The organism is Pseudomonas petrae (assembly GCF_021728295.1).
In the GTDB taxonomy this organism is placed as follows: Bacteria; Pseudomonadota; Gammaproteobacteria; order Pseudomonadales; family Pseudomonadaceae; genus Aquipseudomonas; species Aquipseudomonas petrae.
Map to the genome: position 1 here is coordinate 818,866 of NZ_JAKJXE010000001.1, position 11,687 is coordinate 830,552.

At 63.0% G+C, this 11,687-nt stretch carries 8 protein-coding genes; 3 read left to right on the forward strand and 5 right to left on the reverse strand.

The genetic code is table 11. From position 1 onward, the window contains the following. Nucleotides 1-45: 45 nt before the first annotated feature. The 5 genes from L4G42_RS03535 to ptsP form a co-directional block, all read right to left on the reverse strand. The gene (locus L4G42_RS03535) at nt 46-987 is read right to left on the reverse strand and encodes an AEC family transporter (protein ID WP_237251262.1); all 942 of its coding nucleotides are present in this window, start codon (nt 985-987) and stop codon (nt 46-48) included. A gap of 232 nt (nt 988-1,219) precedes the next feature. Next, a complete protein-coding gene (locus L4G42_RS03540; protein ID WP_237251263.1) occupies nt 1,220-2,782 on the reverse strand; it encodes an alkaline phosphatase D family protein in 1,563 nt (520 codons plus the stop codon). A 585-nt stretch (nt 2,783-3,367) separates the two neighbouring features. Beyond that, nucleotides 3,368-5,107 (reverse strand): PTS fructose-like transporter subunit IIB, encoded by a 1,740-nt coding sequence (locus L4G42_RS03545; protein WP_237251264.1) that lies wholly within the window; start codon nt 5,105-5,107, stop codon nt 3,368-3,370. A 16-nt stretch (nt 5,108-5,123) separates the two neighbouring features. Continuing rightward, complete coding sequence (gene pfkB / locus L4G42_RS03550; RefSeq protein WP_237251265.1) at nt 5,124-6,062, reverse strand: 1-phosphofructokinase; 939 nt, start codon at nt 6,060-6,062, stop codon at nt 5,124-5,126. Then, on the reverse strand, nt 6,062-8,923 hold the full coding sequence (gene ptsP, locus L4G42_RS03555) for a phosphoenolpyruvate--protein phosphotransferase (RefSeq protein WP_237259185.1): 2,862 nt from the start codon (nt 8,921-8,923) through the stop codon (nt 6,062-6,064). Before ptsP ends, pfkB begins: the two co-directional genes overlap by 1 nt. 372 nt (nt 8,924-9,295) lie before the next feature. Here ptsP and cra point away from each other — a divergent pair, with 372 nt between their 5' ends. The 3 genes from cra (at nt 9,296) to L4G42_RS03570 (ending at nt 11,598) form a co-directional block, all read left to right on the forward strand. Next, complete coding sequence (cra, locus tag L4G42_RS03560; RefSeq protein ID WP_237251267.1) at nt 9,296-10,291, forward strand: catabolite repressor/activator; 996 nt, start codon at nt 9,296-9,298, stop codon at nt 10,289-10,291. Nucleotides 10,292-10,296: 5 nt separating this feature from the next. Further along, on the forward strand, nt 10,297-11,076 hold the full coding sequence (locus tag L4G42_RS03565; RefSeq protein WP_237251268.1) for a TatD family hydrolase: 780 nt from the start codon (nt 10,297-10,299) through the stop codon (nt 11,074-11,076). 93 nt (nt 11,077-11,169) lie between these two features. Further along, nucleotides 11,170-11,598 (forward strand): low affinity iron permease family protein, encoded by a 429-nt coding sequence (locus tag L4G42_RS03570; RefSeq protein ID WP_237259186.1) that lies wholly within the window; start codon nt 11,170-11,172, stop codon nt 11,596-11,598. Nucleotides 11,599-11,687: the final 89 nt, after the last annotated feature.

The following is an 11,687-nucleotide window of genomic DNA, read 5'->3' on the forward strand; positions in this document are numbered from 1 at the left end:
CTGACGAAATCTATCCGCGGGCAAGCGCGCTCCTACGGGTCTGGGTTAAATCCACCCGCCCCACTGCAGAATGAATATCCCGACATTGGTCGTGACCGCCGCCGCCAGGGTAGTCATGACGATGATCGACGCGGCCAATTCGTGGTTGCCATTGGCCGCGCGGACCATGACGAAACTGGCGGACGCCGTCGGCGCGCCGAAGTACAGAAACAGAATCCCCAGCTCCGCATGACGGAAGCCCAGCAGCCATGCCCCCAGCGTGCAAATCAGCGGCAGCCAGACCATCTTCATCAGGCTCGCGCTGATCGCCAACGTGCCGCTCTCTCGCAACGACCTCAACGACAGCGTGCCGCCGATGCACATCAGCGCCAGCGGCAGGGTCATCTGGGCCAGGTAGCTGCCAGAGGTGTCGAGCCATTTTGGCAGCGGAATCTGGAAGTAGGCGAACGGCGCCGCGACGACAATGCTGATGATCAGCGGATTGGCCATGACGCTCTTGGTGATGCTCCATGGGTCGGACTTGATGACCGGGCTGTAAACCGCCAGCACGACAGTGGACAGGGTGTTGTAGAAAAGAATGACCAACGCGGCGAGGATCGCACCGAGGGAAATGCCGTAATCGCCATACATGCTCGCGGCCAGGGCGAGGCCGATAACGCCGTTGTTGCCGCGAAACGCCCCTTGGGTGTAAGTGCCACGCTCGGCAAACGGCACACGGTAAATGGCCCAGCCCCACGACAACACGAAACCCGCCAGCGTGGCGACGATGAAGTAGATCAACACGCCAGGTTGCAGCGCCGCGTGGAGGTCAGCGTGAATGATCCCCAGAAACAGCAGCGCCGGCATGGTGCAGTTGAACACCAGCGAGGAGGCGGTGTGGATGAAGCTGTCGTTGATCCAGCCAACGCGCTTGAGCAACACGCCGAGAAACAGCATTGCGAAAACCGGCGCGGTGATGTTCAGGGTTTCCAGAAAGATTGCCAGCATGCACGCGAAACCCTGAGCCGTCGTTAGGTGGCTAATGATAGGCCAGCGGCGCGGGAAGTGTTACCGGCAATTCAGGTCATCGTACAACCGCTACGTACGTCATTCAGATCGGAATGGGGGGCGCCGCTAAACTGTAGGAGCGCGCTTGCCCGCGAATGCGTCGTGTCAGTCACCATCAATGTGTTTGAAATACCGAATTCGCGGGCAAGCGCGCTCCTACAGGGGTATTGCGTCAGGCCTGGTTGGCAGGCTGCAGCGTCTTCTCAAACACCGAAACCCCGTCCAGATCCCGCAGCGTCACGGTCATCTCGCCGCTCTGGCCGTCGATGTTCACCTCACCAAAAAACTGAAACCCGGCGAAGGGCGAGGTGTTCTGCGCCGGCGGAGCCTTCTGGAACACCAGCTCAGGCCCGAAGGTCTTGTCCAGGGTATTGGGCCCGAAACTGCCCGCATTGAGCGGTCCTGCGACAAACTCCCAGAACGGGTCGAAATCCTGAAACACCGCCTGATCCGGGTGGTAGTGGTGAGCCGCGCAGTAATGCACATCGGCCGTCAGCCAGACGGTGTCGCGGACCTTCTGCTGGCGCAGGAAGCCCAGCAGTTCGGCGACCTCCAGTTCGCGGCCTTTTGGCGCGCCATTATCGGTGTTGGCGACGGCCTCCCATCGCATCACGCCAGGGCTGATCTCGCCGTCGGGTACACCGAGGCCGATGGGCATGTCGGCGGCAATGACTTTCCACTGGGCGCCAGAAGCTTGAAGTTCGCGCTTGAGCCAGTCCAGTTGCTCGCGGCCCAGGAAGGCGGTGGTCGGCCCGGGCTTGTCGGCCAGATTGGCGTCGTTGCCATCACGGTAGCTGCGCATGTCGAGCACGAACACGTCCAGCATCGGGCCGTAACTGATCTTGCGATACACCCGCCCGCCGTTGTCGGCGCTCTGCAGGCGCATCGGCGCGTATTCGAGGAACGCCTGACGCCCGCGCGCCGCCAACACCTGGATGTCCTTGACCTTGTAGCGGTCGTCGAGCTGCTTGCTCGGCGACCAGTTGTTGGTCACTTCGTGGTCATCCCACTGCCAGATCTGCGGGACCTCGGCGTTGAAGCGCCGCAGGTTCTCGTCCATCAGGTTGTAGCGGTAGGCGCCGCGGTATTCGTCGAGGGTTTCGGCGACCTTGCTCTTCTCTTCGGTGGTGATGTTGCGCCAGACGCGTCCGCCTTCGGTGACCACTTCGGCGGGCACCGGGCCGTCCGCGTAAATGGTGTCGCCGCTGTGGATGAAGAAGTCCGGCAAGCGCAGACGCATGGCTTCATAGATGCGCATGCCGCCGATCTCGGGGTTGATGCCGAAGCCCTGACCGACGGTGTCGCCACTCCAGACGAAGCGGATGTTGCGGCGATTGACCGGCACGCTGCGCAGGTGGCCGAACCAGGGTTCGCTGGCGACGCCGGTTTGCGCGTCTTCGAAGAACACGCGGTAGAAGATGGCTTGATCCGCCGGAAAGCCAGTCAGTTCGACGCGCGCGGTGAAGTCAGTGCGTTGGTCGGCGAGCAGCGAAACCGTGCGGCGCGGTTGGGTGAACATGCTGCGGGTGTCCCATTCGACCACCATGCGCGCAGGCCGATCGCTGCGACTCCAGACCATGGCGCGGTCGCCGAGCACGTCGCCGGACTGCACGCCGTCGGTCATCTTCGGGCGATCCTTGACCGAAGCAATGACCGCCGGCGCAAGCCCCGGCAACAACAAGCCAGCACCAGCGGCCTGGATGATACGGCGGCGAGTCAGGTCGAACCGGGACATGTTTATCCTCCTCAAGGAAATGCCAAAAGGAGGACGCTAGCAGCGGATTGTTTGCGGGAGATGACAGGGAACTGGATGGCGGGCTTAACGCAAACCTGCAGGAGCGCGCTTGCCCGCGAAGAGACCGGTACATCCGACACCTCTTCAGCGCCAGGCATATCGCATTCGCGGGCAAGCGCGCTCCTACAATGATCGCGTTCGGGAGGTGGTTATCCGTCGATCACACTGTGCGCGTTCGGCGAATAATCCTGCGCCTAACGCGGTCCCTGCAGGAGCGCGCTTGCCCGCGAAGAGGCCGGTACATCCGACACATCTCCGCATGCAGGACAACGCACACTGTAGGACCGGCTTTAGCCGGGAAGGCATCTGGCGTCACACCGCAAATGTGATGGCGCACACACCGCCCTCTTCCCGGCTGAAGCCGGTCCTACCAAAAGCATCGCGTTCATCCAGGGGGACCGGCTGGAGCCCAACCTGTAGGACCGGCTTTAGCCGGGAAGGCGTCGGCATTCACACCAGAAATCTGATGGCGAACACACCGCCCTCTTCCCGGCTGAAGCCGGTCCTACATGAAAACGCCAGCGGTCAGGCGCCGGCGGGCACCGCATCGAGTTCTGCCGTTTCAGGCCGCTTCAGCATCGCGTACAACACGCCGGTCACGACGCTGCCAGCCACGATCGCCAGCAAATACAGCAACGCATGGTTGATCGCATTCGGGATGAGCAGTACGAACAACCCGCCGTGGGGGGCCATCAGTTTGCAGCCGAAGAACATCGACAGCGCACCCGTCAGGGCGCCTCCAACAATGCTCGCCGGAATCACCCGAAGCGGGTCTTTCGCCGCAAACGGGATCGCACCTTCGGAGATAAAGCACAGACCCAGCACGAATGCCGCCTTGCCCGCCTCACGCTCACTCTGGGCAAACTTGCGCCGGGCGATCAATGCCGCGATGCCCATGCCGATCGGCGGCACCATGCCGGCCGCCATCGTTGCTGCCATCGGAGCGCCGCTGCTCGAGGCCAGCAAGCCCACCGAAAACGCATACGACGCCTTGTTGATCGGCCCACCCAGGTCCACGCACATCATCGCGCCCAGCAGCACGCCGAGCAGCACCGCGTTGGCCGTGCCCATGGTGTCCAGGAAGTGGGTCAGCCCTTCGAGCATGCCGGCGACCGGCTTGCCCACCACGTAGATCATCACCAGACCGGTGAACAGGCTCGCCAGCAGCGGAATGATCAGAATCGGTTTGAGCGCTTCGACACTCGCCGGCAGCTTCGCGTAGCGATTCACCGCCCAGGCGCTGTAGCCCGCAAGAAACCCGGCGATGATCCCGCCAATAAAGCCAGCGCCCAAGGTGCTCGCCAGCAGACCACCAATCATCCCCGGCGCAAGGCCCGGACGGTCGGCAATGGAATACGCGATATAACCGGCCAGCAACGGCACCATCAGCTGGAACGCTGCGCCCGCGCCGATCTGTTTCAGCGCTGCCGCCAGTGTCCCCGGTTCCTCTGCCGCGTGAATGCCGAACACGAACGACAGCGCAATGAGCAAACCGCCCGCCACCACCATCGGCAGCATGAACGACACGCCGGTGAGCAGGTGTTTGTAGACGCCGGTCTTCTCCTTCTTGGAGGACGCCTTGGATGTCGAAGCCGTGGACTCGACCTCTGCCTCCGCCAGCGCTTTTTTCAGCGTCGTTTCAGCTTGCTTGAGCGCAATACCGGTGCCGCAGCGATAGATGCGCTTGCCGGCGAAACGCTCGGTGGCGACTTCGATATCACACGCCAGCAACACGACGTCGGCGTCGGCAATGGCCTGGGCGCTGAGCGGATTACGCGCACCGACCGAGCCCTGGGTCTCCACCTGCAGGTCATACCCGAGTTTTTTCGCCGCCTGCTGAATCGCCTCGGCCGCCATAAAGGTGTGGGCGACGCCGGTCGGGCACGCCGTCACCGCCACCAGACGCGGCTGCGCGCCGGGAGAAGCCGCCGCAGCCGAAGTCGCAGAGGTCGCGGTGTGCTCGGTGGCCAGCGCCGCCGCTGAACGCAAAAAGCCATCGGCATCCTGCAACGCTTGCGCGGGCGTGGCCTGATACAGGCGCTTGCCGGAGAAGCGCGCCAGGTCCAGCGCGCCAGTGTTGACCACCAGCACCCAGTCCGCCGCTTCGATGTCACTTGGCGACAGTTGCTTCTCGGGATGGCGCGAATCGTGGATCTCGACGCTGGTGCTCCACCCCTGGCGCTGGGCCGCCGCGTCCAGCAGACGGGCACTGAGGACGCTGCTGATTTTGCCGTTCGGACAGGCCGTAACGATGGCTAACTTCATCACACTTCCTCTCTTGTTATGCCGTCAGGACGCGGACGTTGACGCCGCTTTCCAGACGTTTCAATTGCGCCGGATCATTGATGCCGAAGCCGATCTGAGTGACGGCCATGGCCGCAATGGCCGTGGCAGTGCGCAAGGTTTGCTCGGGTTTGTGCCCGCAGAGCAAACCGTGAACCATCCCGGCCAGCAGCGAATCCCCCGCGCCCACGGTGCTGGCGACGGTGACTTTGGGCGGCAATGCCTGCAACCCAACGTCGGCACTGAACCAGTGAACGCCTTCCGAGCCCTGTGAAATCACCACATGCTCGATACCGCGCTGGCGCAGGTCGGCTGCGGCCTGCGCTTGCGCGGCGATGGAAATGATCGGTGCATCGAGGGCATCGGCCAGTTCCTCGGTGTTGGGCTTGATCATCCACGGCGACGCTTCCAGACCGGCGCGCAAGGCTTCGCCGCTGGTGTCCAGCGCCACTTTCAGCCCCATCGCGTTAAGGCGCAGCAACAGCGTTTTCAGCCACTGCGCGCTGACGCCACGGGGCAGACTGCCGGCCACGATCACCGCATCAAACCCCGACGCGATCTGCTCAACCCGAGCGGCCAGCGCCTGTTGCGCCTGCGCGCTCACTTCCGGGCCGGGCCCGTTGAGGTCGGTGATGCGCCCGCTGCTTTCGGCGAGCTTGATGTTGCTGCGCGTCTCGCCCGGCACCCGCACGAACTCATCGATGAAGCCGCGCTTGGCGAACAAGGTTTCGAACGCTTGCTGGTTATCGACGCCGAGGAAGCCGGCAACGGTCAGCTCGTGCCCCAAGTCAGCCAGCACCTGCGCGACGTTGATGCCCTTGCCCGCCGCGTGGCTGAGCATGGTGTCGCTGCGGTTGACCTGGCCGATCTGCAGGGGACCCAACTGCACGGTCAGGTCCAGCGCCGGGTTCATGGTCAATGTCAGAATTTTCGCCATTACAGCCCCTCCACGAGGGCACGCACGTCCGCAGCGCTGCCAACGGCCAGGGCCGCCTGCGCAAGTTTCCGGGCTTCGATCAGATTCAATTCGCGGACGCAGGCTTTGACTTCGCCGATGCTCCGCGCCGAGACGCTCAATTCATCCACACCCAGACCGACCAGCACCGGCACAGCCAGCGGGTCCGCAGCCAATTCGCCGCAGACGCCCACCCATTTGCCGTGGGCATGGGCCGCACGCACGGTGATATCGATCAGTTGCAACACCGCCGGATGCAGGCCATCGGCTTGGGCGGACAGGGTCGGGTGACCGCGATCGATCGCCATCGTGTACTGGGTCAAGTCGTTGGTGCCCACGCTGAAGAAGTCCACTTCCTTCGCCAGCACCGGCGCCAGCAACGCCGCCGACGGCACTTCGATCATGATCCCCAGTTGCAGGTCGGCAACCGGGATCTCAAGACGCAGACGCTCGGTCATGTCGCGAGCCTGACGCCACTCTTCAACGGTGCCCACCATCGGGAACATGATGCGCAACGGTCGATTGTCCGCCGCACGCAGCAAAGCGCGCAGCTGGCTTTCCATGATGTCCGGGCGCTGCAAGGTCAAGCGAATGCCGCGCACACCGAGAAACGGGTTTTCTTCTTTATCGATGGGCCAGTACGGCAGCGGTTTGTCGCCGCCAACGTCGAGGGTGCGAACCACCAGCGGGCGACCGTCGAGGTCACTGAGCACGCGACGGTATTCCGCTTCCTGGGTCGCTTCATCCGGCGCGGAACTGTGCGCCATGAACAGCAATTCGGTGCGCAGCAGGCCAATGCCTTCGGCACCCTGCTCTACGGCTGCCGGCGTGCCGGCGCTGTCGCCGATGTTGGCGAAGACCTCAACGGCGTGGCCGTCCTGGGTGATCGCCGGCTCCATCCGCAGGGCAGCGGCAGCCTTGAGGCGTTGCTCGCGGATGTCGCGGTCTTGCAAGGCGCGCTGTAGGGTCGCTTCGTCCGGCGCGACGTCGAGACGCCCGCGCTGGCCGTCGATCAACAACTGCGTGCCGGATTTAATCAGCAACACGGCATCGCCGGCACCGACCAGTGCGGGGATGCCCAACGCCCGGGCAACGATCGCGCTGTGGGCAGTGGCGCCGCCGCGCGCGGTGAGAATGCCCGCGACACGGGCAGGGTCCAGACGCGCGACGTCGGACGGACCGACTTCGTCCATCACCAAAATGTAAGGTTCTTCGGGTTCAACCAGATCCTCGACGCCACAGATCTGCGCCAATACGCGGCGACCGACATCCCGCAAGTCAGCGGCACGTTCGGCCAGCAGCGCGTCTTTGAGCTGTTCCTGCTGGCGCGCGGCGGCCTCGATTACGTTCATCCATGCCGCAGCGGCGCTTTCGCCTTGTTTCAAGCGCTGCGCCACTTCGTCGACCAGTTCGGGGTCGGCGAGCATTTCCTGGTGGGTGACGAAAATCTCGCGAATGGCCTTCGCCGTGCTGCGCTGAATCAATTGCTCGATGTCGATGCGCACCTGCGCCAGCGCGCTGTGCAGGCGTTCGTGTTCGACGCTTTGCGATTCGCCCTGCGCCGGGTAATCGAACACCGGCAGAACATGCACGTGGGCCGGGCCGACGGCGAAGCCGGGCGCAGCAGGAACGGCCTGAATCTGAGTGCCAGCAGCGGGGGCGCTGAGGGTCTTCTCAACAATCGCCGGGGTTGGCGGGGGTTCGATATGGGTCGGCAACGGTTCTATTGCTTCGCCCAAGCCTTCGAGCACCGCCGCGATCAAAGCAGGCAAGGCATCGGCGGCAATCGTCGGCTCGGCAATAAACTCCAGGGACTGACCGCGCTGCACGCCGAGGCTTAGCAGCTTGCTCAGGCTTTTGGCGGACACGGGATTCTCGGTGCCGTCGACAATGCGCACGCGGATGTCGCCTTCAAAACCCTTGGCCAACTGCGCGAGGATTTTCGCCGGACGCGCATGCAGGCCGTGGGCATTGGCGAGGGTCACGCGCTCGCTCGGCCAGTCCGGCGGTGCTTCACCGCCCAATGCCTGAAGCACGGCGCGGCTGCTGGTGGCCTGGCCCAATTCGCGGCCGCGCCCTTCGATCAGCAACGCGCAAAGACGTTCGAGCAACGCCTGGTGCGACTCGCCCAGGCTGGCCAGGCAGAACAGGCCGGTCAGCGACTGACCCAGATGACGCATGGGTTTGTCCGGGGTGACGAAGGACAGGCCGGGCTTGTTGACCATCTGCTCGCTGTGCAGCCACCAGAGGCCTTCGCCCAACGGCAGCGGCTCGACCTGTTGCAGCACCGCCGCGAAACCGTTGTTCACGCACTCGGCCTTGCGCAGCAGACGCGCGCCGCGCCAGACCAGTTCTTCGAAATCATCGACCATGACGCCCAGGCTGATCATCTGCGCATCGAGGGCCAGTTCCTGCGGCGCGCCTTGCAGCAGCTTGAGCAGCGACTCGGGGTCCTTCGCCTGACGCAGCGCCTCGCCCAGGTCGTTTTCACCGAGGGCGCGGGTCAGCAACTGGAGCAAGCGCAAATGCTCGTCGGACTTGGCGGCGATGCCGATGGCCAGATAGACCATTTGCCCGTCGCCCCAGTCCACCCCTTCGGGGAACTGCATCAGGCGCACGCCGGTGGCGAATACCTGGTCGCGGGTCTGTGGCGTGCCGTGGGGAATGGCGATGCCCTGCCCCAGAAAGGTCGAGCCTTGTTGCTCGCGCGCCTGCAAGCCTGCCAGGTAGCCGGCAGCCACCAGGCCATCGGCGACGAGCAAGTCAGCCAGCAGTTGCAACGCGGCGGGCTTGTCCACCGCCGACTGGTCCATGGAAATTTGCTCTATGGTCAGCTCGAGCATTGCGTTCTCCTGTGCTGCGCGGGGTCGCGCCAGATTCTTGTTGTAGGACCGGTCGTACACACCGATGACTTACGGTTTGCGAATATTCAATGCGAAATCTCGCTTTGATGCTTCCATTCACGGCTGCTTTTGGGTAAAAGGCGCCATAAACAGGCCTGCTGAATCGTTTAATCTAAAGTGTCGCGCACGTTACTTGATAATCCCGGTGGTTTGAAGCTCATCCGGTCGAATCGTGTAGGAAACATCCCGCGCGCTTCACATGCTTCCTACGAGGCGACGGTCTGCTGTCATCATGGCTGTTAATCGGTGAAAATCCCTGCCACGGTAGTTCAGCTCCCATTTTTTGCTTCACTTCACGAAAGGATGCCCGGCTTGAAACTCAGTGATATTGCGCGTCTGGCCGGTGTTTCTGTGACCACGGCCAGCTACGTGATCAACGGAAAGGCCGAACAGCAACGCATCAGCAGTGCAACGGTCGAGCGCGTGCGCGCGGTGGTCGACGCTCATGGCTTTCGGCCCAACCCGCAGGCGGCCGGGCTGCGCAGCCGGCATACCCGAACCTTGGGTTTTATCCTGCCCGACCTGGAAAACCCCAGTTACGCGCGCATCGCCAAGCAACTGGAACAGGGCGCCCGCGCGCGCGGCTACCAGTTGCTGATCGCCAGTTCAGACGACGATCCCATCAGCGAGTTGCAGTTGTTGCAGCTGTTTCGCGCACGACGCTGCGATGCGCTGTTCGTCGCCAGTTGCCTGCCGGCCAGCGATGACAGCTACCGCGCACTGCAGCAGCAAGGGGTTCCGGTCATCGCGATCGACCGGGAGATGGACCCGGCGCACTTCTGCTCGGTGGTCAGCGATGACCACGACGCCAGCCAGCAACTGACCCGCAGCCTGCTGGAGATCAAGCCCCGGCACATCGCCCTGATCGGCGCGCGGCCGGAGCTAAGCGTCAGTAAGGCGCGGGCCAGCGGCTTCGAAGACGCGCTGGAGGGTTTCGAAGGTTCGGTGATCATCGAACACGGCGATGCGTTCAGCCGTGACTGCGGCCTGCAACTGGCCAGCGGTATGTTTGATCGCCTGGGTTATTTCCCCGACGCCCTGATCACGACGTCCTACGTCCTGCTGCAAGGGGTGTTCGATTTGCTGCACCAGCGCCGCCTGAATCCCGACCAGCTTCACCTGGGCACGTTTGGCGACACGCAGTTGCTGGATTTCCTGCCATTGCCGGTCAATGCCATGGCGCAGCAGCACCACTTGATCGCTGAAAAAGCTCTCGCGCTGGCGTTGTCGGCCATCGAGCAGGATCAGTACGAGCCGGGCGTGCATGCCATCGTGCGGACATTCAAACAGCGGATTCACGAGGCGTAAGCAACGTGCGACTGATCGACACCCACACGCATCTGGATTTCGACGATTTCGACGCCGACCGCGACGACGTGCTCGCCAACAGCCGGCAGCTTGGGGTGGAGCGCATCGTGGTGCTGGGCGTCTATCAGCGCAATCTGCAGCGAGTGTGGGATCTGGCGCTCAGCGAACCTTCGGTGTACGCCGCGCTGGGCTTGCACCCGGTATTCCTGGAAGAGCATCAGCCCGAGCATGTGCAGCAATTGCGCGACTGGATGACGCGTCTGGCCGGGCATCCCAAGCTGTGCGCCGTGGGTGAGATCGGTCTGGATTACTACATCGAATCCCTGGACCGCCCGCAGCAACAGACCTTGCTCGACCAGCAGTTGCAGATGGCCGCCGACTTCAACCTCCCTGCCCTGCTCCACGTGCGCCGCAGCCACGCCGACACCATCGCCGCACTCAAGCGTTTCAAGCTCAAGCGCTGTGGCATCGTTCATGCCTTCGCCGGCAGCCGCGAAGAAGCGCGGGAATACATCAAGCTGGGTTACAAGCTGGGGCTGGGCGGTGCGGCGACGTGGCCGCAGGCCTTGCGCATGCATCGGGTGATCGCCGATCTGCCGCTGGAGAGCGTCGTGCTGGAAACCGATTCCCCGGACATGGCGCCAGCGATGTTTCCGGGCATGCGCAACAGCCCCGAGCATCTTCCCGATATCTGCGCGGCCGTCGCCGAGCTGATGAAAATCCCTGCGGATACGCTCGCGGCTGCGAGCACTGCCAACGCGCGTGAGGTCTTCGGCTGGGGCTGAAACCTGTCGCCGATTTCATGTTGTGAGAAGAAATTTCAAAGACGCAGCGCGGTCCCTTGGGTATCTCTCTTGGTTAACAAAGGAAACCCGTTGATGAAATTCTCGAAGTTCGCGCAGGCCTTGTCGCAGTGGTCCGGCAGCCCACGAACCTTCCTGGTGGCGATTGCGCTGATTTGCGTGTGGGCCGCCACCGGGCCGATCTTCCATTACAACGACACATGGCAGCTGATCATCAACACGTCCACGACGATCATCACCTTCCTGATGGTTTTTCTGATCCAGAACACCCAGAACCGCGACACCGATCAGATGCATATCAAGATCGACGAACTGCTGCGCGTGACCAAAGACGCACAGAACGCCGTGCTGAGCCTGGATAACCTCAACCAGAAGGAATTGCACGCGCTGCGCAAGAAGTACAAGGCGATGGGCGAAGGCGTGGAGTTTGACCACACCGAAGCGTTTCCGGAGCCAGAGCCTGAAGCGAGTGAAGAGAAAGCGGAGTGGGTGACTAGCCGCTGATACGCCAGAGGCTCACACATTGTGGGAGCCGGCTTGCTGGCGAATGGGTTGGGTCAGCAATTTTGCGTTGTCTGGTTTGACGCGTTCGC

What these genes read in the sequence shown, in the direction of transcription:
- L4G42_RS03540 (WP_237251263.1), bottom strand. Translation starts at nt 2,782, where the DNA reads ATGTCCCGGTTCGACCTGACTCGCCGCCGTATCATCCAGGCCGCTGGT.
- L4G42_RS03535 (WP_237251262.1), bottom strand. Translation starts at nt 987, where the DNA reads ATGCTGGCAATCTTTCTGGAAACCCTGAACATCACCGCGCCGGTTTTC.
- L4G42_RS03570 (WP_237259186.1), top strand. Translation starts at nt 11,170, where the DNA reads ATGAAATTCTCGAAGTTCGCGCAGGCCTTGTCGCAGTGGTCCGGCAGC.
- pfkB (WP_237251265.1), bottom strand. Translation starts at nt 6,062, where the DNA reads ATGGCGAAAATTCTGACATTGACCATGAACCCGGCGCTGGACCTGACC.
- L4G42_RS03545 (WP_237251264.1), bottom strand. Translation starts at nt 5,107, where the DNA reads ATGAAGTTAGCCATCGTTACGGCCTGTCCGAACGGCAAAATCAGCAGC.
- ptsP (WP_237259185.1), bottom strand. Translation starts at nt 8,923, where the DNA reads ATGCTCGAGCTGACCATAGAGCAAATTTCCATGGACCAGTCGGCGGTG.